The organism is Vibrio sp. GJ43-1 (genome assembly GCF_055808835.1).
Genome location: NZ_CM147884.1, coordinates 249,565 through 274,110, shown reverse-complemented (window position 1 = coordinate 274,110; position 24,546 = coordinate 249,565). Strand labels below are relative to the sequence as shown.

12 protein-coding genes, 3 rRNA genes and 5 pseudogenes are annotated in these 24,546 nt (G+C 45.6%); 7 read left to right on the top strand and 13 right to left on the bottom strand.

Annotated elements, in window-relative coordinates; all coding sequences use genetic code 11:
• Window positions 1-67 precede the first annotated feature (67 nt).
• The 9 genes and pseudogenes from rrf to trxA form a co-directional block, all read right to left on the bottom strand.
• Window positions 68-183: ribosomal RNA gene (rrf, locus tag AC0L66_RS01390) — 5S ribosomal RNA — on the bottom strand.
• A 132-nt stretch (window positions 184-315) separates the two neighbouring features.
• Window positions 316-3,205: ribosomal RNA gene (locus AC0L66_RS01385) — 23S ribosomal RNA — on the bottom strand.
• Between the two features lie 355 nt (window positions 3,206-3,560).
• Window positions 3,561-5,114: ribosomal RNA gene (locus AC0L66_RS01380) — 16S ribosomal RNA — on the bottom strand.
• The 16S, 23S and 5S rRNA genes sit together here, the layout of an rRNA operon.
• A gap of 586 nt (window positions 5,115-5,700) precedes the next feature.
• On the bottom strand, window positions 5,701-6,414 hold the full coding sequence (gene fre / locus AC0L66_RS01375) for an NAD(P)H-flavin reductase (RefSeq protein WP_265677425.1): 714 nt from the start codon (window positions 6,412-6,414) through the stop codon (window positions 5,701-5,703).
• A gap of 12 nt (window positions 6,415-6,426) precedes the next feature.
• Entirely contained in the window at window positions 6,427-6,699 is a 273-nt protein-coding gene (locus tag AC0L66_RS01370; protein ID WP_265677426.1) for a 2Fe-2S iron-sulfur cluster-binding protein, read from the bottom strand.
• Window positions 6,696-8,561: a 4-hydroxy-3-polyprenylbenzoate decarboxylase gene (ubiD, locus tag AC0L66_RS01365; RefSeq protein WP_473568142.1), complete on the bottom strand. Its 1,866-nt coding sequence runs from the start codon at window positions 8,559-8,561 to the stop codon at window positions 6,696-6,698. The genes AC0L66_RS01370 and ubiD overlap by 4 nt, the downstream gene beginning before the upstream one ends.
• Before the next feature lie 101 nt (window positions 8,562-8,662).
• On the bottom strand, window positions 8,663-9,661 hold the full coding sequence (locus tag AC0L66_RS01360) for a hypothetical protein (protein ID WP_473568141.1): 999 nt from the start codon (window positions 9,659-9,661) through the stop codon (window positions 8,663-8,665).
• A gap of 109 nt (window positions 9,662-9,770) precedes the next feature.
• A pseudogene (gene rho / locus AC0L66_RS01355) lies at window positions 9,771-11,031 on the bottom strand (transcription termination factor Rho).
• 193 nt (window positions 11,032-11,224) lie between these two features.
• Window positions 11,225-11,551 carry a thioredoxin TrxA gene (gene trxA, locus AC0L66_RS01350; RefSeq protein ID WP_102469969.1) on the bottom strand — a complete coding sequence of 109 codons (327 nt, stop codon included), beginning with the start codon at window positions 11,549-11,551 and terminating at the stop codon, window positions 11,225-11,227.
• 108 nt (window positions 11,552-11,659) lie between these two features.
• Here trxA and rhlB point away from each other — a divergent pair.
• Window positions 11,660-12,957: pseudogene (gene rhlB, locus AC0L66_RS01345) on the top strand (ATP-dependent RNA helicase RhlB).
• Window positions 12,958-12,977: 20 nt separating this feature from the next.
• The gene (gppA, locus tag AC0L66_RS01340; RefSeq protein ID WP_473568139.1) at window positions 12,978-14,474 is read left to right on the top strand and encodes a guanosine-5'-triphosphate,3'-diphosphate diphosphatase; all 1,497 of its coding nucleotides are present in this window, start codon (window positions 12,978-12,980) and stop codon (window positions 14,472-14,474) included.
• Between the two features lie 64 nt (window positions 14,475-14,538).
• Here gppA and AC0L66_RS01335 read toward each other — a convergent pair.
• The 3 genes and pseudogenes from AC0L66_RS01335 to recQ form a co-directional block, all read right to left on the bottom strand.
• Window positions 14,539-15,207: pseudogene (locus AC0L66_RS01335) on the bottom strand (7-cyano-7-deazaguanine/7-aminomethyl-7-deazaguanine transporter); the annotation flags it as partial.
• 191 nt (window positions 15,208-15,398) lie between these two features.
• Window positions 15,399-15,701: a DUF3630 family protein gene (locus AC0L66_RS01330; RefSeq protein WP_265677431.1), complete on the bottom strand. Its 303-nt coding sequence runs from the start codon at window positions 15,699-15,701 to the stop codon at window positions 15,399-15,401.
• Window positions 15,694-17,530, bottom strand: a pseudogene (recQ, locus tag AC0L66_RS01325) (ATP-dependent DNA helicase RecQ). Before recQ ends, AC0L66_RS01330 begins: the two are co-directional and overlap by 8 nt.
• Before the next feature lie 202 nt (window positions 17,531-17,732).
• On the opposite strand from recQ, the pseudogene rarD reads away from it, so the two are divergent.
• Both rarD and AC0L66_RS01315 read left to right on the top strand, forming a co-directional pair.
• Window positions 17,733-18,628, top strand: a pseudogene (gene rarD / locus AC0L66_RS01320) (EamA family transporter RarD).
• A gap of 17 nt (window positions 18,629-18,645) precedes the next feature.
• Complete coding sequence (locus AC0L66_RS01315; protein ID WP_473568138.1) at window positions 18,646-19,302, top strand: LysE family translocator; 657 nt, start codon at window positions 18,646-18,648, stop codon at window positions 19,300-19,302.
• A gap of 759 nt (window positions 19,303-20,061) precedes the next feature.
• On the opposite strand, the gene uvrD is transcribed toward AC0L66_RS01315, so the two are convergent.
• Window positions 20,062-22,233: a DNA helicase II gene (gene uvrD, locus AC0L66_RS01310; protein ID WP_265677435.1), complete on the bottom strand. Its 2,172-nt coding sequence runs from the start codon at window positions 22,231-22,233 to the stop codon at window positions 20,062-20,064.
• A gap of 258 nt (window positions 22,234-22,491) precedes the next feature.
• Here uvrD and AC0L66_RS01305 point away from each other — a divergent pair, with 258 nt between their 5' ends.
• The 3 genes from AC0L66_RS01305 to AC0L66_RS01295 all read left to right on the top strand — a co-directional run bounded on the left by AC0L66_RS01305 (window position 22,492) and on the right by AC0L66_RS01295 (window position 24,541).
• Window positions 22,492-22,752: a BufA1 family periplasmic bufferin-type metallophore gene (locus AC0L66_RS01305; RefSeq protein ID WP_265677436.1), complete on the top strand. Its 261-nt coding sequence runs from the start codon at window positions 22,492-22,494 to the stop codon at window positions 22,750-22,752.
• A 161-nt stretch (window positions 22,753-22,913) separates the two neighbouring features.
• The gene (gene bufB / locus AC0L66_RS01300; protein ID WP_473568136.1) at window positions 22,914-23,771 is read left to right on the top strand and encodes an MNIO family bufferin maturase; all 858 of its coding nucleotides are present in this window, start codon (window positions 22,914-22,916) and stop codon (window positions 23,769-23,771) included.
• A 2-nt stretch (window positions 23,772-23,773) separates the two neighbouring features.
• Window positions 23,774-24,541 (top strand): HvfC/BufC N-terminal domain-containing protein, encoded by a 768-nt coding sequence (locus AC0L66_RS01295; RefSeq protein ID WP_473568134.1) that lies wholly within the window; start codon window positions 23,774-23,776, stop codon window positions 24,539-24,541.
• Window positions 24,542-24,546: the final 5 nt, after the last annotated feature.

Genomic DNA, 24,546 nt, shown 5'->3' with positions numbered 1-24,546 from the left:
TAAAATTCTAAGAAAACTTAAAACTTTATGGTGACTTGCTTCTATAAGAAGCAAAGTCGAAATTAAAGCCTGGCGATGTCCTACTCTCACATGGGGAAACCCCACACTACCATCGGCGCTACTGCATTTCACTTCTGAGTTCGGCATGGGATCAGGTGGGTCTGCAACGCTATGGTCGCCAAGCAAATTCTTCTTTTACTTTCAGCTTTTCATAAAAACTGAAGGCAAAATTAATCTGGAAAGCTTAATAAAAGTTCTTAATACACATTCAATTATGTTCTTGCTTTGAGTCCATCAAAACCCTTTGGGTGTTGTATGGTTAAGCCTCACGGGCAATTAGTACAGGTTAGCTCAATGCCTCGCAGCACTTACACACCCTGCCTATCAACGTTCTAGTCTTGAACAACCCTTTAGGACACTTAAAGTGCCAGGGAAGACTCATCTCAGGGCTCGCTTCCCGCTTAGATGCTTTCAGCGGTTATCGATTCCGAACTTAGCTACCGGGCAATGCCATTGGCATGACAACCCGAACACCAGAGGTTCGTCCACTCCGGTCCTCTCGTACTAGGAGCAGCCCCCTTCAATCTTCCAACGCCCACGGCAGATAGGGACCGAACTGTCTCACGACGTTCTAAACCCAGCTCGCGTACCACTTTAAATGGCGAACAGCCATACCCTTGGGACCGACTTCAGCCCCAGGATGTGATGAGCCGACATCGAGGTGCCAAACACCGCCGTCGATATGAACTCTTGGGCGGTATCAGCCTGTTATCCCCGGAGTACCTTTTATCCGTTGAGCGATGGCCCTTCCATTCAGAACCACCGGATCACTATGACCTACTTTCGTACCTGCTCGAATTGTCATTCTCGCAGTCAAGCGGGCTTATGCCATTGCACTAACCACACGATGTCCAACCGTGTTTAGCCCACCTTCGTGCTCCTCCGTTACTCTTTGGGAGGAGACCGCCCCAGTCAAACTACCCACCAGGCACTGTCCGCAATCCCGATTAGGGACCAACGTTAGAACATCAAGCATACAAGGGTGGTATTTCAAGATTGCCTCCACACACACTAGCGTGCATGCTTCAAAGGCTCCCACCTATCCTACACATGTAGGGTCAATGTTCAGTGCCAAGCTGTAGTAAAGGTTCACGGGGTCTTTCCGTCTAGCCGCGGGTACACTGCATCTTCACAGCGATTTCAATTTCACTGAGTCTCGGGTGGAGACAGCGTGGCCATCATTACGCCATTCGTGCAGGTCGGAACTTACCCGACAAGGAATTTCGCTACCTTAGGACCGTTATAGTTACGGCCGCCGTTTACCGGGGCTTCGATCAAGAGCTTCGACCTAAGTCTAACCCCATCAATTAACCTTCCGGCACCGGGCAGGCGTCACACCGTATACGTCATCTTACGATTTTGCACAGTGCTGTGTTTTTAATAAACAGTTGCAGCCACCTGGTATCTGCGACTCCTAGTAGCTCCATCCGCAAGGGACTTCACCGCCAAGAGCGTACCTTCTCCCGAAGTTACGGTACCATTTTGCCTAGTTCCTTCACCCGAGTTCTCTCAAGCGCCTTGGTATTCTCTACCCGACCACCTGTGTCGGTTTGGGGTACGATTTCTTATAATCTGAAGCTTAGAGGCTTTTCCTGGAAGCATGGCATCAATGACTTCACTACCGTAGTAGCTCGACATCGTATCTCAGCGTTAGTAGTGGTCCGGATTTACCTAAACCACCCGCCTACGTACTTGAACCTGGACAACCATCGCCAGGCCCACCTAGCCTTCTCCGTCCCCCCATCGCAATTATAAGAAGTACGGGAATATTAACCCGTTTCCCATCGACTACGCCTTTCGGCCTCGCCTTAGGGGTCGACTTACCCTGCCCCGATTAACGTTGGACAGGAACCCTTGGTCTTCCGGCGAGGAGGTTTTTCACCCCCTTTATCGTTACTCATGTCAGCATTCGCACTTCTGATACCTCCAGCAAACCTTACAGTCCACCTTCAACGGCTTACAGAACGCTCCCCTACCCAATATGATAAATCATATTGCCGCAGCTTCGGTGTATAGCTTAGCCCCGTTACATCTTCCGCGCAGGCCGACTCGACTAGTGAGCTATTACGCTTTCTTTAAATGATGGCTGCTTCTAAGCCAACATCCTAGCTGTCTAAGCCTTCCCACATCGTTTCCCACTTAGCTATACTTTGGGACCTTAGCTGGCGGTCTGGGTTGTTTCCCTCTCCACGACGGACGTTAGCACCCGCCGTGTGTCTCCCGGATATTACTTACTGGTATTCGGAGTTTGCAAAGGGTTGGTAAGTCGGGATGACCCCCTAGCCTTAACAGTGCTCTACCCCCAGTAGTATTCGTCCGAGGCGCTACCTAAATAGCTTTCGGGGAGAACCAGCTATCTCCAGGTTTGATTGGCCTTTCACCCCTAGCCACAAGTCATCCGCTAATTTTTCAACATTAGTCGGTTCGGTCCTCCAGTTGATGTTACTCAACCTTCAACCTGCCCATGGCTAGATCACCTGGTTTCGGGTCTATATCCAGAGACTGAACGCCCAGTTAAGACTCGGTTTCCCTACGGCTCCCCTAAACGGTTAACCTTGCCACTGAATATAAGTCGCTGACCCATTATACAAAAGGTACGCAGTCACCCAACAAGTGGGCTCCTACTGCTTGTACGTACACGGTTTCAGGTTCTATTTCACTCCCCTCACAGGGGTTCTTTTCGCCTTTCCCTCACGGTACTGGTTCACTATCGGTCAGTCAGTAGTATTTAGCCTTGGAGGATGGTCCCCCCATATTCAAACAGGATATCACGTGTCCCGCCTTACTCGTTTTCACTGATTATGATGTGTCGGTTACGGGGCTATCACCCTTTACTGCGGCACTTTCCAGAGCCTTCACCTGCATCATTAAAAGCTTAAGGGCTAGTCCAATTTCGCTCGCCGCTACTTTCGGAATCTCGGTTGATTTCTCTTCCTCGGGGTACTTAGATGTTTCAGTTCCCCCGGTTTGCTTCATTAACCTATGTATTCAGTTAATGATACGTGCTTATGCACGTGGGTTTCCCCATTCGGAAATCCCAGACTCACAGGTTATTACTACCTAATCTGGGCTTATCGCAAGTTATTACGTCCTTCATCGCCTCTGACTGCCAAGGCATCCACCGTGTACGCTTAGTCACTTAACCATACAACCCCAAAAGGTCTTATGTATGGCAAACAACCAAAGTCGCTATCTCATTATTTGAATGAGCGAGATAGCATTCGATTTTGCCGGACTCAAATATAAACGTCACAACCGAAGTTGTGCTGTTTCCAAGAACACTTGAATGTGTGTTGGTACCTACATCTTAAAGACATAGGATTTGAGAACTTTTATTTGAACAACATTAAATCAAATGTTGTTCGTCAGCTTTCCAAATTGTTAAAGAGCATAAAGCACAAAGCTTTAATCAATGAGTAAACATTAATTAAAGCTCTATTGTTCTTAACTAATCAAACCTAATCAATCTGTGTGAACACTCATCAAGATAATCTTTCGTATAAGGAGGTGATCCAGCCCCAGGTTCCCCTAGGGCTACCTTGTTACGACTTCACCCCAGTCATGAACCACAAAGTGGTGAGCGTCCTCCCGAAGGTTAAACTACCCACTTCTTTTGCAGCCCACTCCCATGGTGTGACGGGCGGTGTGTACAAGGCCCGGGAACGTATTCACCGTGGCATTCTGATCCACGATTACTAGCGATTCCGACTTCATGGAGTCGAGTTGCAGACTCCAATCCGGACTACGACGCACTTTTTGGGATTCGCTCACTATCGCTAGCTTGCTGCCCTCTGTATGCGCCATTGTAGCACGTGTGTAGCCCTACTCGTAAGGGCCATGATGACTTGACGTCGTCCCCACCTTCCTCCGGTTTATCACCGGCAGTCTCCCTGGAGTTCCCACCATTACGTGCTGGCAAACAAGGATAAGGGTTGCGCTCGTTGCGGGACTTAACCCAACATTTCACAACACGAGCTGACGACAGCCATGCAGCACCTGTCTTAGAGTTCCCGAAGGCACACCTGCGTCTCCGCTGGCTTCTCTAGATGTCAAGAGTAGGTAAGGTTCTTCGCGTTGCATCGAATTAAACCACATGCTCCACCGCTTGTGCGGGCCCCCGTCAATTCATTTGAGTTTTAATCTTGCGACCGTACTCCCCAGGCGGTCTACTTAACGCGTTAGCTCCGAAAGCCACGGCTCAAGGCCACAACCTCCAAGTAGACATCGTTTACGGCGTGGACTACCAGGGTATCTAATCCTGTTTGCTCCCCACGCTTTCGCATCTGAGTGTCAGTATCTGTCCAGGGGGCCGCCTTCGCCACTGGTATTCCTTCAGATCTCTACGCATTTCACCGCTACACCTGAAATTCTACCCCCCTCTACAGTACTCTAGTCCGCCAGTTTCAAATGCAGTTCCGAGGTTGAGCCTCGGGCTTTCACATCTGACTTAACGAACCACCTGCATGCGCTTTACGCCCAGTAATTCCGATTAACGCTCGCACCCTCCGTATTACCGCGGCTGCTGGCACGGAGTTAGCTGAGTGCTTCTTCTGCAGCTAACGTCAAATCCATACGCTATTAACGTATGAACCTTCCTCACTGCTGAAAGTACTTTACAACCCGAAGGCCTTCTTCATACACGCGGCATGGCTGCATCAGGCTTGCGCCCATTGTGCAATATTCCCCACTGCTGCCTCCCGTAGGAGTCTGGACCGTGTCTCAGTTCCAGTGTGGCTGATCATCCTCTCAGACCAGCTAGGGATCGTCGCCTTGGTGAGCCATTACCTCACCAACTAGCTAATCCCACCTGGGCATATCCTGACGCGAGAGGCCCGAAGGTCCCCCTCTTTGGCCCGAAGGCATTATGCGGTATTAGCCATCGTTTCCAATGGTTATCCCCCACATCAGGGCAATTTCCCAGGCATTACTCACCCGTCCGCCGCTCGACGCCCAACAAATCACCCGAAGGGTCAATGTTGTCGTTTCCGCTCGACTTGCATGTGTTAGGCCTGCCGCCAGCGTTCAATCTGAGCCATGATCAAACTCTTCAATTTAAGATTTTGTCGGCTCAATGAATACTGACTTCAAAACTGTCCCTTACTTAAAAAGTAAGAAGTAATTTTAAAGCTATTATCGTTCCAACAGAACGATAATGAATTTTGACTGTGTGACAGTAAGCGAACTTACTACCCTTAGGTCACGTGTTCATTGAAACCATTTTACTTCCGAAGAAGTGGTTCGTTTCTGCTTTGCAGCAGAAGCAAACATAATGATTATCATCAACAAGTGTCCACACAGATTGATATAGGTCTAAATTTTTAAAGAACATAACTTCGACTGACTAAACTTTCGTTTTTAAGCCTTTCAGCTCTCTGTCGAAGTGGGCGGCCATTTTATCTAAATAACTTGTCGTGTCAAACACTTTTTCAAACTATTTTGTTTTGGCTCATTCCCTTCCAGACCAATCAGGCTCTTGCTTTGCTGCCTTCCCGTCTGGAGTGGCGCATTATAGGCACATTGAACTCGTACGCAACCCCTAATTTGATTTTTTTTAGAAAAAACGTTCTTTTGATGAAAAGAACAGCAGAAAAACAAAAGGAGAGTATAAAAACTCTCCTTTTCGCGTCATTTTATTAAGATTTAGATAAAAGCGAATGCATCAGAGTACATATGTTCTGGTGTCACTTGCTTGTTTTGAGTGAACTGATCACGTGCTGCTCCCGCCATTTCAAAGCGACCCGCAATATAGATATCAAAATTTTCTAATGACTCAAAGTCATCACTGACCGCTTGTAGCACATTTCCTTGCTTGCCACTCCAATTACCATCTGCCTGCTCAATAACAGGAATGAACTGAATGTGCGCGTGCTGACTGGCAATGGCTACTAGCTCTTCTTTAGCATAAAGCTGCTTCTCATCACGGCCTCCCCAGTAGAGATAGATTGGCTGGATGATACTTTGACTGATGCAGTGATCGAGAATTGAACGCACGTAGCTGAAACCTGTACCCCCAGCGATCAATAACATAGGGCGTTGACTGTCTTCGCGAATCCAAGCATCACCATGTGGTGCATCAATATTGATGTCGCCATTGGTTTCCAAGGCTCTCTTCATTGCATCAACAACTTCGATAGCGTACGCATTATGCTCAGCGGCACCAATGTGAAGTTCGACTTCGCCTTCATGCCGACAAGGACTACTTGCAATAGAGAAAGGACGCTTATCTGACTCCCCCATCTCAACCATTAAATACTGACCCGCTTTAAAGTTTACAGGCGTCTCTGGGTGCAACAGAATCTGGTAGGTATTTGAGGCTAAAGGCTCTATCGACTTTACTTTACATTTTATTGTCATGTTTTATCTCTTTTATTCTTCGCCAAAAGTAATGACTAAATCACTTTCAGTATGAGCAAGGCAGGAGAACATCCAACCTTGCTGTTTTTCATTTTCAGTTAACATGGGTTCAAGGTCGTAACTGACTTGCCCTCTAGTTATTCGACATAAGCAGGAGGCACAAGCTCCAACCTTGCAACGATGTGGAAATGCAACATCTTGGTTGAGCGCTGCATCTAATACCGTTTGCCCATTTGCTACGATAAACTCTATATTTTGTGGCCACAATGTTACTTTATGACTCATAGGATATCTAATTCATCCCATATTTGGTCAATTTTTTCGACAACTTCTGGGTTTTTCTTAATTGGAACTCCCCATTCGCGCAACGTTTCATGACCTATTTTATTGGTAGCATCAAACCCAACTCTCGAACCATTATCGTCAATCATTAACGTATCACGTGCAGGATCCATTCTGGTGGTAATAGCCCAAATGACATCGTTCCAATCACGTGCATTCACGTCACCATCGCACGCAATGAGAAACTGAACATTAATACTAGGCTGCAATAACGCCCAAATCTGCTTCATAACCGCTACGGCCTGCTCTGGCTTTTGTTTATCAACGATGACAATTCCCATTCGATTAATCCCCGCTCCAGGCACGAGGTAAAAGTCCAGAACCTCTGGAAGCTGAGATTTCACTTGTTGGCTATAATTTTGATCGTCAGAGCAACCTACCTGCTGGTACGCGCCATGTTTTTCTTGCTTCGCTATTCTTAACGCGAGTTCCGCATCCCACTTTGTCGTCGCATCAAGGCCCATTTTAGAACCCAGACCGACCACTGGTGATGCAAAATCTAAGGAATCAATAGGAGTCGTATCGATAAGTAGCGTATCGCCTACCGGGTCCATATGTGTATTCATGGCTTGAACCACATCATCCCAATCTCGAGCGTTGACACTTTCATCGCAGACTACGACAAACTTGGTGTACATGAATTGACGTAAGAAAGACCATACTCCCATCATGACCCTCTTAGCATGGCCAGGATATTGCTTCTTCATCGTCACCACTGCCATTCGATAAGAACAACCTTCAGGTGGCAAATAGAAATCTACAATTTCAGGGAACTGTTTTTGCAAGATAGGGACAAACACTTCATTCAGTGCGACACCAAGCACAGTCGGTTCATCAGGTGGACGCCCCGTATAAGTACTGTGGTAGATAGGGTCTTTTCTCATCGTTATGTGCGTGATAGTAAAGACATGGTGTTTTTCGACCTCATTATAGTAACCAGTATGATCACCATATGGACCTTCGTCCGCAAATTCGTTCGGATCAATATACCCTTCTAAGACAATCTCAGCACTAGCTGGAACTTCAAGTCCGTTGCTAACGGATTTTACAACTTCTGTTTTCTCTCCCCGCAACAACCCTGCGAATGCATATTCCGATAACGTATCCGGAACAGGGGTCACGGCCCCCAAAATCGTTGCAGGGTCGGCCCCAAAAGCGACTGAGACAGGAAAAGGTTTGCCCGGGTGGGTTTCCATCCAATCACGAAGATCGAGCGCGCCGCCTCGGTGTGCTAACCAACGCATAATGACTTTATTCTTAGTTAACTTTTGCTGGCGGTAGATACCAAGGTTTTGACGGTTTTTGTTCGGACCTTTGGTGACGGTCAGTCCCCAAGTTAATAATGGAGCGACGTCATCTTGCCAGCAACTCATTACCGGTATCTTGTCTAGATCGACTTGATCGCCCTGCCAGACGACCTGCTGGCACGCCGCTCTCTTTAAGCGTTTAACTGGCATATTGAGTACTTGTCGAAAGACTGGCAGTTTATCCAAAGCGTCTTTAAACCCTTTAGGAGGCTCCGGCTCTTTTAAATACGCCAACAACTTACCGACTTCGCGTAGTTCTTTGACCTCTTGCCTGCCCATACCGATGGCTACTCGCTCAGACGTACCAAATAGGTTCGTCAATACAGGCATGTCGTACCCGATTGGGTTTTCAAATAACAACGCTGGCCCACCAGCGCGCAACGTACGATCACTGATCTCTGTCATTTCGTAATGCGGGTCAACAGGGTGAGTAATACGCTTCAATAGCTGTTTACTCTCTAGATGATCGATAAAATCTCGTAAATCCTTAAAATTCATAGGGTATACATCGCCTTGAAAGATGCAGGCATTATATACGCAAACTTCGCCAGTTGGCGAAGTTTGCAGCAAAAATGATGATTACCCTCGACAAACCTACTTCAATTAGACAAAGCTCGAAGTATCAAGTTTTCTTTAACATCACTGTTTGTTGAAACAACATCTCTCACCCAACCACTGTGCCCATATTGAGCCAACTGTTGAGCAACAAATGAGGCATCATCTGAAGTCGTCATCCTAGAAACCAAAAACTGCTTAACCTCATCAGGAAGCGGATTGATTTGAGCTAACTCAGATAGGGCTTGATTTTTTAGGCTAGGATTCATTGCAGCAAGCATGATTTGCTGTTGCGAAAACGGAGTTTCAAGCGCTGCTAAACGCTCGAGTTCTGATTGGCTATTGTGGTCAGCCCGCATCTTCCATAATAGTTGATAGAGCTGCTCATCTTCACTCACTTGAGCCATTCTCACTAGCACCCTCGTTGAGGGCAACCACTCGGTGACTTTGGTATTGGTTAACTGACCAATTAAAAAGTCACTTCCTTTAGGAGATAAGCTATCAAATTCATTCACTAACACGCTTTCACGATTTTGGTTATCGTAGTCACTTCCTTCAGAAAGCCACTCTCGCAGATTCAGCTGCCCACTTTCTGTGAGCAAGATGAAATCCAAGGTTTTTTGATCGTTTTGCCATTGTTTTATCAGTCGTGAGGAAATGGCAGGATAATTGAAGGCTGGCACCGAAAATTCGTACCCTTCCCCTCGCTCAAGAACAGTATAGGTAGGGGGTAATGATTGCTGACCTCGAACAAAGATGGCCATTTTAGATGTCAATATAATGTCGCGCTGCTCAATATTTTTCAGCAATAAGAAACGCGCAACCTCTTGTTGCGGCAACGCCAACCGACTAATAGAAAACTTAAGACTGTCTATGTCATCTTTTTCGACCAACCGAATAAACTCAGAAACCTTGAGTTTTACTTGTTCACTGTTGAGCCAGTAATCAACCTCTTCTTTCGCCATCTCCTTAGATGCTACTGCAGGTGACATAATCACAACCGCAAAGCCGAGGAGAAACGATGCTAACCATCCTTGTAGCATTTTAACCTCCCGTTAACACTCCTTTTGATTGTGCGCCGGAAAGAAAAGAAGTGCAAACAAAAACGCCACCCTAAAAGGGTGGCGTTTTAAAATTGAGAAATGCTGTCAGTTATTGACGACGCATTGCATCAAAGAACTCATTATTCGTCTTGGTCATCGCAAGCTTGTCGATAAGGAATTCCATTGCATCGATCTCACCCATTGGATGAACAATCTTACGAAGAATCCACATTTTCTGTAGCTCATCAGTCTTGGTCAGAAGCTCCTCACGACGAGTACCTGAACGATTAAAGTCAATCGCAGGGAAGACACGCTTTTCAGCAATCTTACGGTTTAGGTGCAGTTCCATGTTACCTGTACCTTTAAACTCTTCGTAGATAACTTCATCCATTTTAGAACCAGTATCAACTAGCGCTGTTGCGATGATCGTTAAGCTGCCGCCTTCTTCTACATTACGAGCAGCACCAAAGAAGCGCTTAGGACGATGTAGAGCATTGGCATCAACACCACCTGTCAGTACCTTGCCAGATGAAGGAACCACGGTGTTGTATGCTCGAGCGAGACGTGTAATAGAGTCAAGTAAGATAACTACGTCTTTCTTGTGTTCGACAAGACGCTTCGCCTTTTCAATCACCATTTCAGCGACCTGAACGTGACGAGAAGCAGGCTCATCGAATGTTGACGCGATAACCTCACCCTTTACAAGGCGTTGCATTTCGGTCACTTCTTCTGGACGCTCATCGATAAGTAAAACCATCAACTCACAGTCTGGATGGTTGTGCGCAATGCTCTGTGCAATATTTTGCAGTAGCATTGTTTTACCCGCTTTAGGCGGTGCAACAATCAGACCACGCTGACCTTTACCGATTGGAGAAGCTAGATCCAGAATACGAGCCGTAATATCTTCAGTTGCACCATTACCGCGCTCCATAACCATACGCTCATTAGCGTGCAGAGGGGTTAGGTTTTCAAACAGAATTTTATTACGCGCATTATCAGGCTTGTCATGGTTAACCGTATTAACCTTCAATAATGCGAAGTAGCGTTCACCGTCTTTTGGTGGACGAATCTTAGACAGCAATAGAATCACCCGTACGCAAATTGAAACGGCGAATCTGACTTGGAGAGACATAAATGTCATCGGGACCAGCTAGATACGAGCTGTCTGCGCTACGCAGGAAGCCAAACCCGTCTTGAAGAATTTCTAGAACCCCGTCGCCAAAGATATCTTCACCACTTTTCGCATGCGCTTTTAAGATGGCGAAAATAATGTCTTGCTTACGCAAACGAGCCAAGTTTTCTAGGCCTAATGATTCGCCAAGCTTGACGAGCTCAGAAACAGGTCTGTTCTTTAATTCTGTTAAATTCATTGTGGTGGATGTTTGTTTAGTCAAAATAGGATCTATTTTCTTATTTAAGATGGATTTGGTCTCAGGAACGACCAAGAAGTGAACGTTTGTTTAATTAACGTGCGATAAATTAGCACTAAAAGTCATTCTAGTCTAGCTTTGGGAAAAACAAAACCGCGTATTTGTTAAGATACACGGTTTTCGTTACTTATCATTATAGGTTTGCGTCCAAAAACTCTTTCAATTGAGTTTTTGATAATGCGCCGACTTTCGTCGCAGCAACCGCACCATCTTTAAATAAAAGTAGTGTTGGGATACCGCGAATACCGAATTTTGGTGGCGTACCTGCATTTTGGTCAATGTTAAGTTTGCCGATAGTGAGCTTGCCTTCGTACTCTGTTGAAATTTCATCCAGAATAGGCGCAATCATTTTACAAGGACCACACCACTCTGCCCAGAAGTCAACAAGAACCGGGCCTGCAGCATTAATCACGTCAGTTTCAAAACCGTCATCAGTCAGCTGCAAAATCTTTTCACTCATCTTTCACTCCGATATTTTTCGTGTTGATGAGATAATCACCAACAATTAGTTCTCCTATTGGAAAGTATTTAACTTCGTATTGCAAGCTTAAGCTGATATTCTGTGCCGATGAAAAAGACGCATATCACAGAGCAAAAATTCGCCGATTTGGATTTACAACCGCAAATCATTGAAGGACTAGGAAAAAAAGGGTTCGAATTCTGTACCCCTATCCAAGCCTTGGCGTTGCTAAGTACTGCTCATGAAGCCAAGATATTGCAGGCCAAGCCCAAACAGGGACTGGAAAAACGCTCGCGTTTCTCGCTGCTACCTTTAACCACTTACTGATCACTCCCGAACATGACGGTCGTACGGCTAACCAGCCTCGTGCGATTATTATGGCTCCGACTCGTGAATTAGCCATTCAGATCCACAATGATGCTAAACCACTTATCGAGAGTACTGGGCTAAAAACAGCGTTAGCTTACGGTGGCGATAGCTACGATAAGCAACTTGCTCAGTTTGAACAAGGTGTCGATATCCTTATCGGTACTTGTGGTCGTATTATCGATTTTTACAAACAGCGTGTATTTAACCTAAATAACATTCAAGCCGTCGTTCTCGACGAAGCTGACCGTATGTTTGATTTAGGCTTTATTAAGGACATTCGCTTTTTGTTCCGTCGTATGCCGGAACCAAAAGATCGTCTGAACATGCTATTTTCAGCAACCTTGTCTTATCGCGTTCAAGAGTTAGCCTTTGAGCATATGCACAACCCTGAACATGTGGTCGTTGAACCTGAACAAAAAACAGGTCATCGCATTCAAGAAGAACTTTTCTACCCATCAAACACTGAAAAGATGACTCTGCTACAGACCTTGATTGAAAATGACTGGCCAGATCGCGCCATTGTGTTTGCCAACACCAAACACAAGTGTGACAAAGTTTGGGGCCATCTTGCTGCAGACGGGCACCGTGTAGGACTGCTAACTGGCGATGTACCACAAAAGAAACGTGAAAAAATCTTAGAACAATTTACCCAAGGTGACGTTGATATTCTGGTTGCAACGGATGTTGCTGCGCGTGGGTTGCACATTCCACAAGTCACACACGTTTTCAACTTTGACCTACCTGACGACTGCGAAGATTACGTTCACCGCATTGGTCGTACTGGTCGTGCTGGCGCGAGTGGACACTCCATTAGCTTTGCGTGTGAAGACTATGCTATTAATCTGCCTGCGATTGAAGAATACATTGAACACTCAATCCCAGTATCAGATTATGACTCAACCGCACTATTGACCGATCTACCGGCACCTTTGACAACGATGAGACCTCGTAACTCTGGCCAACGTCGTACCAATACTGGTGGTTCTAGACAGTCAAACCGTAAGCCTCAAAGAAGACCAAGAGCGCCACGCTCTTAATAAGGACATAGCCACATTTTATGAGTCACGCAGTTAATTCTTCGCCTCTTTATGCCGCGATTGATTTAGGGTCGAACAGCTTCCACATGTTAGTGGTTCGACACATCGACGGCAGCATTCAAACCATGGCAAAAATAAAACGCAAGGTTCGCCTTGCTGCTGGGTTGAATGACACCATGGCGTTAAGCCCAGAAGCCATGCAACGTGGATGGGATTGCCTTAGCCTCTTCGCTGAGAGGCTACAAGATATCCCTAAAGAAAATATCCGTATTGTTGGTACTGCTACACTTAGAACCGCGACCAATGTCGATATTTTTCTCGATAAAGCCAATGATATTCTTGGCTATCCGATTCAGGTGATTTCAGGTGAAGAAGAAGCTGCAACGATATACAAAGGTGTGGCTCATACGTCTGGTGGAACAGGTCGTCGGCTGGTTGTTGATATTGGCGGTGCCAGTACTGAGCTGATCATCGGTGAGGGCTTCCAACCTAAAGCCTTAACCAGCTTAAAAATGGGCTGTGTTACTTGGCTTGAACGTCACTTTAAAGACCGCCAATTAAACAAGAAAAATTTCGACTGTGCGATCAGTGCAGCGAAAGACACGCTTGCACCTATCCTCGCCCAATACCAACAAATTGGCTGGGATACCTGTGTTGGTGCAAGTGGTACCGTTCAAGCGCTACAAGAAATTATGCTGGCACAGGGGATGGATGAAGTCATCACGCATGCCAAGCTAAAGCGCTTACAAAAGCAAGCCATGCAAGCTGATCACCTAGAAGAACTAGACATTGAAGGGCTGACGCTAGAACGCGCTTTAGTGTTCCCAAGTGGGCTATCCATTCTCATCGCTATCTTTGAGCTACTCGAGCTGGAGTATATGACATTGGCTGGCGGTGCATTGCGTGAAGGCATGGTTTACGACATGGTGTCTGAGCTTCAACAAGATGATATTCGAGCGCGTACCATTAACAGTGTGCAATCTCGCTGCCAACTCGATGTGGCTTATGGTGAGCAGGTAGCAACAACAGCCCTGCAGCTTCTCAATGCTTGTGGTGGTGACAATTGTATCCGTGAGCCGCACGGAGAAGCACTGCTAACAACCGCAGCAAAACTGCATGAAATTGGTCTTACTCTCGATTTTAAAAAAGCAGGTGAACATGGCGCTTACCTACTCAAAAACATCGATCTCCCCGGCTATACACGAGCACAAAAGCACTTTTTAGCTGAAGTGATCCGGCGTTATAAAGACCAATTAAGTCCACTACCACCACAGCATGCTATATCAGCAGAGAGTGCGACACGAGCTCTACGCTTACTGCGCCTTGCGGTCATTATTACCCATAGGCGACAACGTGATTTGCAACCTAATGTCACGCTAGTGAGTAATCGAGATCACCTCACACTTACGCTAGATAAACAGTGGCTTGAACGTAATCCACTCACCGCGGCAGAGCTCGAAATAGAGTCAAATAGACAATCTGACTTAGGCTGGCCATTGTTCATTAAGGCCGTTTAGCGCCCCAGTCAGTAAACAACGATCCATAAAAAACCGAACTTTTGTTCGGTTTTTTTATATCTATGCTTTTCACTCCAGACATCTTAAATTCAGCGTCATTGGCCGTCAGCTTCTTCACTAAGAAATTAAGTAACACGCCATACATCGGCACAAATAGTCCCAAACTGATGATTAACTTAAAGCCATAGTCGACCAAAGCAATTTCAGTCCAATGCTCTGCCATAAACGGATCCGGGCTTTGGTAAAAGGCAATCGCGAAGAACGCCAACGTATCAAGCGCATTACCAAATAAAGTTGAACATGTCGGCGCAACCCACCACTGTTTCATCTGACGTAGTCGATTAAAGACATGGACATCCAAGATTTGTCCCAGTAAATACGCCATAAAACTCGCGGCAGCGATTCGCGCGACAAACAAGTTAAATTCACTCAACTGACCTAAACCTTGAAATTGCCCCTCAAAAAAGAGTACAGACAATCCGTATGACACTGCTAAGGCTGGTAACATCACCAGAAAAATGATTTTTCGTGCCATTCCTGCGCCAAATATTCGAACAGTGAGATCGGTCGCTAGAAAAATAAACGGGAAGGTAAAAGCACCCCAGGTCGTATGAAAGCCAAAAACAGTAAATGGCAGTTGGACCAAATAGTTACTGGACGCAATAATGACAAGGTGAAATAAAACAAGAAGCGTTAATGCTTTGCGCTGTTGCGCAGGGGAAAAATGATTCATATTGTACCTTTTTCGTTTTGCTTGGGGTGGAGGGAACCCAAGTGAGACAGCGTCTCTAATGACAGAAATAAAATATCGATGTTTCCACCGATTCGCGGCGGGCGATTATACATTAATCAATTAAGGGTGCAACAGACGCGATAAAGGCAAACGTTTACTCGTAAAATAGCCTAATTGAAACTCTGAATTCGCTAAAAGCCCTGTTTAAATAGTGTGGCAAGAAAATCCAACTCTTCTATCGAACTCGTTTTATCTAACGCTTCAAACCACATAGATTCGCTGTAATGCTCTCCTTTTAGCAATAATCGACAGCCTTCAAAATCAATGAGCCAGGTGTGAAGATCAGCATCCCATTGTTTTTCTATCACTTGTGCAGATAATGAACGCACGAGCGTTTCTGCTAGCTCATCAAAACTATCGAAATCAAATGAAGGCGTAACAATGAGTAGCTTACCTTGCTCTCGTATGTATTCACGTAAACCGAACTCAGCCATGGTTAGTCAAATGCTCCTGAATTAAGTCTAAAAATGGGTCAGCATATTTATCTAATTTACGCTCACCCACCCCGTTCACTGCCAACATTTCGCCGTAAGACGTAGGTAGAATTTCAGCCATATCAATTAAGGTCGCATCACTAAAGACCACATAAGGCGGCAAGCCGTCTTCATCAGCAATGGATTTTCTTAGTTTTCTTAGCTTAGCGAACAGCTTTTTATCATAATGCTTCGACACCAACTTTTCAGATTTAGCACTTCTTGCCGCGGTATCCAAGCGAGGGACCGCCAGTTCTAATGACATCTCACCGCGCAGCACCGGACGCGCCTCTTCAGTCAGCTGCAATGTCGAATTTCGCGTGATATTTTGATTGAGTAGGCCTTTATGAATCAGTTGCCTAAAAATACTGACCCAATAGTCATGGCTATGATCGCGGCCAATACCATAAGTGGTTAATTTGTCATGGCCATGCTCTCGAACTCGAATGTTCGCCATGCCTCGTAACACTTCAACGACATAGCCAATACCAAAACTTTGGTTCACTCGGTAAACGCAGGATAACGCTTTTTGTGCTTGCTCGGTTGCATCAAAACGCTTCGGTGGATCAAGACAAATATCGCAGTTACCGCAAGGTTCCTCCCGATACTCACCAAAATAATTGAGCAGTACTTGGCGTCGGCAGGTTTGCGCCTCCGCAAATGCACTCATCGCATTCAGCTTATGACTCTCGACTTGCTTTTGAGGGCCTTCATCTTTTTCATCCAACATACGGCGAAGCCAACCCATGTCCGCAGGGTCATACAACATCATAGCTTCCGCTGGCAGTCCATCACGACCAGCTCGCCCGGTCTCTTGATAGTAAGACTCGATGTTGCGCGGAATATCAAAATGAACGACAAATCGCACGTTCGGTTTATTAATGCCCATACCAAATGCAACAGTGGCCACCACTATTTGAATATCGTCACGCTGAAACGCCTCTTGGACATAGGCGCGCTCATCAGCATCAATCCCCGCATGATAACTGGCAGCACGGACATGGTTATTGCACAGCTTTTCCGTCAACATTTCGACTTTTTTACGACTGCCGCAGTAAATAATGCCGCAGCCCCCTTTGTTCTCTGCTAAAAATTGAACAACCTGAGACACTGGCTTGTGTTTTTCCACCAGCGTATAACGAATATTCGGTCGGTCAAAACTGCCGAGATACTCATGGTGATCTCGAAGGCTCAAGCGTTGAATAATATCTTTACGAGTCGCATCATCCGCTGTGGCGGTTAAAGCGATGACAGGAACAAAAGGAAATAACTCTTTCAAGCGTCCTAGTGATGCGTATTCTGGTCGAAAGTCATGCCCCCACTGCGATATACAGTGTGCCTCGTCAACCGCAATCATCGACAGTTCGATATGTTCCAAGCGCTCGATAAAATCTCGCATAAGCACACGTTCAGGAGAAACATAGACGAGCTTTGCCTGATCCGGTATTCATTCGGCGATAGGTTTCAACGAGAGCCTCACGGCTCATCGTAGAGTTAATACACTCCGCGGCAACACCATTAGCCTTTAGTTGGTCGACCTGATCTTTCATCAAAGAAATTAACGGTGAAATCACGATAGTGACACCGGAGCGAACTAAAGCTGGAATTTGATAACACAGGGATTTACCCGCCCCTGTTGGCATGATGACCAAACCATCCGCGCCCGCAATCGCGTTATCAATGACTTCTTGTTGGCCTGGTCGAAAATCTTGATAGCCAAAAACCGACTCAAGGACAGACTGTGAACTTGGTAATGATTCGGACTGTTCAGCAAGTAACACAGCAGTCATGCAATATCCTGACAATAAATGAAGGGCAAAAAGACGCTACATTGTAGAGGGGTTCAGAGGGGAATGAAACTGGAAATCACTCAGTCCATTAATTAACCACCGTCTATCATTCATACAATAATTAGTGCCTCAGCCGCCGAAGCGCTATACTAGCCAACTTCCCCTTTTCGGCCAAATTGGCTACGCTTCTGAGAATCACTGCATGTCCATAGAACAACAACGCGCTAAAGAGGGCATTTTACTTGCCGTCGGCGCCTATACCATGTGGGGTATTGCCCCTATCTACTTTAAAGCTTTAGGGGAAGTGTCACCGCTAGAGATATTGAGCCATCGCGTTCTTTGGTCGTTTTTTTACTTGCGGGATTACTGCACTATGGTCGTCGCTGGCGTGGTGTGCGCGATGTACTCAAATCCAAGCAAAAAATGGGCTTCTTGTTAACCACTTCGCTACTGGTGGGTACCAACTGGTTAATTTTCATATGGGCGGTAAATTCTAATCATATGCTTGATGCAAGCCTTGGTTATTATATTAACCCTTTGTTTAACGTCATTCTTGGTATGCTATTTCTTGGAGAACGACTACGAAAGCTACAGTGGTTTGCTGTTGGCCTTGCGACCATCGGTGTACTAATTCAGCTGTTTGTCTTCGGATCAGTACCGATTGTGGCATTAGCATTAGCCACAAGCTTTGGTTTCTACGGTTTATTGCGAAAAAAAGTCAATTTAGACGCTCAAACTGGGCTGTTCATTGAGACCTTAGTACTGCTTCCTGTTGCTGCGATCTACCTAGCAATATTTGCTGATAGTGCCACTTCAAACCTGTTCAATAACAGCGTAAATTTAAACATCCTACTGATTTCAGTAGGTGTTATCACAACCTTACCTTTACTGTGCTTTACTGGCGCTGCGACTCGCTTAAAGCTCTCTACACTCGGTTTCTTTCAATATATCGGCCCAAGCCTGATGTTTATGCTCGCGGTTCTCATTTATGGAGAGAATTTTTCCACAGATAAAGCGCTCACATTCGCCTTTATTTGGGGTGCACTGCTGGTATTCAGTATTGATGGGCTTAAAAACGGCACAAAAAAAGCAAAATAGCGTTGGATTGTTAAACTATGAATGAAATTACCCTCTTAATGACTCTAGCGACGGTACACTTTGTCGCGTTAATGAGCCCAGGACCAGACTTTGCGCTTGTGGTACAAAACGCCACCCAATATGGGCGACAAACCGGTTTCTATATTGCGCTTGGACTATCATTTGGCATCTTAGTCCATTCCATTTTTAGCCTAACTGGCGTGAGCTATATTATTCATCAACATCCAACGTTATTTGCCTTAGTGCAATGTGCTGGTGGATTATACCTTTTATATTTAGGCGTTGGCGCGTTACGCTCGGTTATCTCACGCTGGGCTGCAAAAAATGATCCAACTGTAATAAATAACGACGACCGCCTATTACTCGCCAATCGTCGCCAAGCTTTTTCTCGTGGCTTCACGACTAATATCCTCAATCCGAAAGCGCTGGTCTTCTTTATTAGCCTAATGTCGAGCTTAGTTCCCGCGACTATGTCGATACCAGGAAAAATCAGCGCCCTACTTATTTTGTGGGCTCTATCATTAGTTTGGTTCTCATTTTTAGCTTGGGCATTATCCACTAAGAAGCTGCAACAACGCTTATTGTCAGTCTCAATTTATATAGATTCACTGTGTGGATTCCTATTTTCTGGCATTGGGCTCATCATCTTGTATCAAGTGACTGTCTCACTGTAATCTCGCATTTACGCTTTTCGACATCCGCTTTGTGCGAGATCTCTCACAAAGCAGTAGGTCATTATCGCTTTAGTCGTCAAGCATTTAACCCAAAAAGAATATAAACCATTGATAAGTATACACTTACATAACGGTTACATTACTCTATCTGGCCTTATTTGCTTAAACGGGTGATTGTTCTATAGGCCAACTAGTTTATTATTATCTGTGTCGGAAGGATGCTGACACGGAACAGGAAACGCTCAGGGATTTGGGCATCTTCAGGAAGAAGATACGGTTATTCAGGATGAATAGTCGGCAAGGAAAGCGAATTGGACATTGAATGGACGCAATAGTAACTAGGATGGTTACTACTAAGGAAAGACAATGGACACCTCTGGATGAGGAAAGGACTTAACATCAGGATGATGTCAGGGACACCGCTCAAGGAACAAGTGAAGCGCGCTAACGAGGATTGTTGGCAGGTCAGGATAAGGCCAAGGACACCGCTAGGATGGCGATGAAAGGAATACGCTGAAGGAATACAGCACACTATCATGGATTAGATGCATGGAGCACCTATAGTAGCCGGATTGCTGCGAGTAAGACCATAACCCCGTAGGGCGCAAGCCCTCGGGGTTTTTCTTTGCCCAGAATAAACGCTCCCTAGATAAATCTTGGTTTGAATGAGAGCCCTCATCAGCGCTGCGGCAAATCAACGACATAAAAAAAGCAGCGACGGCTGCTTTTTTATGATGATCGAGGTACTACAGACCAAGCCTAAAGCTGCTCTAGTTTGGCGTATTGTGTCACCAACCACTTTATCCCTTCACCATTAAATGCCACTTGCACGCGACTTTGTGGACCGCTGCCTTCAAAGTTAATAATGGTACCCTCACCAAACTTAGGATGTTTAACACGCGCTCCCAGATTAAACCCAGTCTCATTAAAGTTTTGCTTCACTTCTGCTTGGCTAAATCGCCCAGTACTAGTTGGTCGACTCACTTGAGCCTTCATCCGAACTTCTTCTAAGCACGTTGGTGGCAGCTCACGGATAAATCTCGAGGGTTTATGATATTTATCCTGCCCATACAAGCGACGCATTTCTGCATACGTTATATGCAGCTTCACCATCGCTCGGGTCATACCCACATAGCAAAGGCGACGCTCTTCTTCTAAACGCCCAGCTTCCTCTGCAGACATTTGGCTTGGGAACATCCCTTCTTCAACACCGACCATAAAGACCATTGGGAACTCTAAGCCTTTTGCACTGTGCAACGTCATCAGTTGCACGGCGTCGTCAAACTCATCCGCCTGACCTTCACCAGCTTCAAGTGCCGCATGAGTTAGAAACGACGTCAACAGTGTCATGTCGTCGGCCTCTTCTGGTTTCTCATACTGCCTGGTCGCAGTTACCAATTCTTCCAAGTTTTCAATACGAGCTTTGGATTTTTCGCCTTTCTCCTGTTCATACATCGCAAACAGACCCGAGGTTTTAATGACATGGTCGGTTTGTTCATGCAAAGGAAACTCCATCGTGTCGTCTTCTAATGCATTAATCAGCTCGACGAAACGAGATAAGGCTCCAGCAGCCCTACCCGCTAAGACTTTTTCATCCAACAACGCCACACAAGTATCCCACATGGTCGCGCCACGATCCCTTGCTGCGTAACGAATGGTTTCTAAGGTTTTGTCGCCGAGCCCACGGGTTGGTGTATTTACAATACGCTCAAAGGCAGCATCGTCATTACGGTTACCCATCAACCTTAGGTAGCTCAGCGCATCTTTGATTTCTTGACGCTCGAAGAATCGCATTCCGCCATAAATTCGATATGGCAGCTGTGCTTGAATCAATGCTTCTTCTAATACTCGAGATTGTGCGTTATTACGATACAACATGGCGCAGTCACTTAAACTGCCGCCATTTTCTTGCCACTCTTTTATTTTACTTACGGTGAAGCGAGCTTCATCGAGCTCATTGTAGGCAGAATAGACCGAAATCTTTTCGCCTTCATTACCGTCTGTCCAAAGCTCTTTGCCCATACGTTCGGTGTTATTAGCAATGAGCTCATTTGCCGCCTCTAGGATAGTTTTTGTGGAACGATAATTTTGCTCCAGCCGAACCGTCTTAGATCCCGGATATTCATCAAGAAACTTTTGAATATTCTCAATTTTTGCGCCACGCCAACCATAAATGGATTGGTCATCATCCCCTACAATCATCACTTTACAATCCGGCCCTGCCATCATGCGTAGCCAAGCATATTGGATGTTGTTGGTATCTTGAAATTCATCGACCAAAATATGCTTAAAGCGAGCTTGGTAATGCTCTCTAATAAATTTGTTATCTCGTAATAATTCGTGAGCACGAAGCAATATTTCAGCAAAGTCCACCAGCCCTGCTCGATCACAAGCTTCCTGATAAGCGGTATAGATTTGCAGGTAGGTTTTGGTTATTGGATCTTGATAGCTATCAATATGGGATGGTCTTAAGCCTTCATCTTTCTTGCCATTGATCCACCAGGCGGCTTGCCTTGCTGGCCATTGCTTTTCATCCAGATTCTGCGCTTTAATCAAGCGGCGAAGCAAGCGCTGTTGATCATCTGAGTCAATAATTTGGAAGTCTTCTTGCAACTTTGCATCTAGGTAATGTGCGCGCAGGATTCTGTGGCAAATTCCATGGAAAGTGCCATTCCACATACCGGATGCGCTACCCATCATTAATTCTTCTATTCGACCACGCATTTCAGCGGCAGCTTTATTGGTAAACGTTACCGACATAATAGAGAACGGAGACGCAGCTTCAACTGACATCAACCAAGCAATACGATGCACCAGAACACGTGTTTTACCACTACCTGCACCAGCGAGTATTAAAAGGTGCTCAAGAGGGGCGGCAACAGCTTCACGCTGTTTATCATTTAGGCCGTCGAGAAGAAGAGAAGGGTCCATGGGCATCGCTACTGGTTATTTATACATATTGTTTGATTATAACTCAAACAACTCCGTGTTTGAGAAAAAAAACCAATTTTACCACACCAGAAAATACCCATTAAAATCAGAAGCATGAAATAACAATTAACATTTTATTAAAATATTTAGCATTTCTTTGAAAGATTTTTGCTCGCTCTCCTATCCTATTGATTAAGCAAGTCGGCAAATAACCACTTGTGGACATAATTACAAGGATCAAGTCTCGAGGAACTTACTATGAAATCATCTAATCTCGCTATCACCGCTGCTGTTACAGGTCTTATCGCTCTTGGTGGCACTATGCTCACTGCAGCGCCAGCTGTCGCTGCTGAAAAAGAAAAATGTTATGGCGTGTCGAAAGCTGGGAAAAATGACTGCGCCACAAAAACGAGCTCATGTGCAGGGACAGCAAAAGAAGACAATCAGACCGATGCCTTTGTTGTGTTACCTAAGGGTGTATGCGGTAAGTTGGCTGGTGGAAGCACAGAATCGGCTTAATCGCGCCTTAGCTAGCCCAGCAGCGTATTTAGCACGCTGCCAGAGTATCACCGCTTGGTCGGGACACTACTCTTAAGCTTTTATCCTAAAAGGGCGTCAATAAGCGCCCTTTTAGTTTTCTACAGTTTATGCACAATTAAGCATTGATCAGGGAGATCGACATGGATCGAGACTCGGCATTCAAGTGGGTCGGCGTGGGACTACGACACCCACACCTAGACTATTTCCAACAACACAGCAATGCAGCGAGTTGGCTTGAGATTCACAGTGAAAACTATTTCATCGAGACATCATCCACACGGCAACAGTTAAGGGCGATCCGACAGAATACCGATATCAGCTGTCACGGTATTGGCTTATCATTAGGTTCAGTCACTACCGTGAATAAACAGCACTTAATGTCATTGGTGAATCTGGTTAATGAGATCCAACCCACCATGGTCTCTGATCATTTAAGCTGGAGTGAATATGGCGGTCACCACTTTAATGACCTATTACCATTGCCTTATACCGAAGAAGCACTTGACGTATTTTGTCGCAACGTCCTGCAAGTCCAAGATGCGTTGCAACGCCCACTACTTATCGAAAACCCTTCAAGTTATCTGCGATTTGAACATTCCACTATTCCTGAATGGGAATTCCTCACTCAGGTACAAACCCGCACAGATTGCCGCTTATTGCTCGACCTTAATAACGTTCACGTCTCATGCTTTAACCATCAGTACGACTCACAACAATATTTATCAGCAATAAAAGCTAGTACCGTCGATGAAATCCACCTCGCTGGATTCACCAAGAAGCAACTTGATCAAGGTGAAATCTGGATAGATACCCATAGTGATCACGTCAGAGATGAAGTCTGGCAGCTCTATCGCAGTTGGGTAGCTCGTCACGGACCCACCCCAACACTCATTGAGTGGGATCTTGATATTCCAGAACCCAAGGTATTACTTGAAGAGGCGGATAAAGCGATCGATATATTGCAGGATAGTGCGCTTATACCAAAAAGGAGCGCATAGCCATGAAGATGTTAGCCGACATACAACAACAGTTTTCTCATGCGTTACTTAATGCTACCTCAACTCAAATGTGCGGCGTCATTGGTGATCACTTCTCAGCACAAGAGCGAATTCAGATCTATCGTAATAACTTCATTATCAGTCTGAGCGAAGTATTACAAGCAACCTATCCCATCACATTCGCTCTCGTTGGAGAAGAGTGTTTCCGTGCCATCGCGAAGTATCACATTATTCAGCATCCACCCGAGTCGGCGAATACTCTCGATTATGGCGCTGGATTCGAACAGTCAATAGCTGCACTTGAGCATATCACTAGTGCTGTGCCCTACCTGCTTGACGTGATTAACTTCGAATGGAAAATTGATCAAGCTAGTCGATTTGAGTTGCCAATAACCTCCGGGAAATCGCAGCCGATTATTAGGCTAGCAAATGTCCCTGAAGAGCTGCACGGTGACATTCAACTTCACCTGAACCCCAGCACCCAAGTCATATCATCACAGTATGCGCTCATTGATCTTAAGCAAGCCGTGGAAAACCACCACTATGACCAGCTCAATTTTGAGCGCCCTCAAATGATCTTATTACAAGGAAGTACAACTCAACCGCTAACTTTAAGTGAAATTGATGTACCCCTTAGCAAGCTCATCACGCAACTCATGCTAGCGTCGCCCCTTCGATTTCTGCCGCCAGAACAGCTAGCTTTAGTTCCTACATTGTTGTCTATGAACATAGTCACGTCATTTAGCGTCAGCGATGGCGAACCAACCTAAAGGAG